The 951-nt window shown below is 73.2% G+C and carries 1 protein-coding gene; it reads left to right on the forward strand.

All coding sequences use genetic code 11. The features are described 5' to 3' along the window. The coding region (locus OO54_RS40895) for a PLL family lectin (protein WP_033212816.1) at window positions 1–951 on the forward strand (951 nt) is incomplete at both ends.

The raw sequence follows: 951 nt of genomic DNA on the forward strand, positions 1-951 counted from the left end.
ACGCCTCCGGCCGGGTGGTCTCCGCACGGTCGTCGGACGGCCGTCTCGAGGCCTTCGCGGCCGGCGCCGACGGCGTGTACCACGCCTGGCAGACCGAGGTGAACGGCGCCTGGTCGCCCTGGCAGTTCAAGGGCGGGCCGCGGAACGCGCAGCTGGCACTCGCGTCCAACGCGGACGGCCGGCTGGAGCTGTTCGCGTTGTCGGACAGCACCTTCGACCACATGTGGCAGACCGCGCCGAGCGCCGGCTGGTCGGGCTGGGCGAACTTCGGCGGCGGCGGATACCGGCTCGCGGCCGGCACCAACGCCGACGGCCGCATCGAGGTCTTCGCCTCCAACTCCACCGGCGTGTACCACCGCTGGCAGACCGCGCCGAGCGGCGGCTGGGCCGGCTGGGAGGGCACCGGCGGCGGACCGGCCAACGCCCGACTGGCGATGGAGAACGCGCCCGACGGACGCCTGGAGGTCTTCGCGCTCTCCGACACCACGTTCGGACACCTCTACCAGACCGGGGTCAACGGCGGCTGGTCCGCCTGGGAGGGCTTCGGCGGCGGCGGACACGACGTCGCGGTCAGCCACAACCAGGACGGCCGCCTGGAAGTGTTCGCCTCCAACTCCACCGGCGTCTTCCACCGCTGGCAGACCGGCCCCACCTCGTGGTCGGCCTGGACGGGCACCGGCGGCATCACCGACGCCGAACTCACCACCGCCCGCTCCGTCGACGGCCGCGTCGAGGTCTTCGCCATCAACGCCACCACCGCCGGCCACACCTGGCAGACCGGCCCCAACGCCCCCTACGCCGACTGGGAGAACTTCGGCGGCGGAGGCACCGAGATCGGCGCGGGCAACAACGCCGACGGCCGCATCGAGGTCTTCGGCACCAGCCACGCCGGCGTCCACCACCGCTGGCAGACCGGCTTCTCCACCTGGTCGGCATGGGGCTGGCTGAACG

Source organism: Streptomyces wedmorensis (assembly GCF_000716445.1).
Classification (GTDB): domain Bacteria; phylum Actinomycetota; class Actinomycetes; order Streptomycetales; family Streptomycetaceae; genus Streptomyces; species Streptomyces wedmorensis.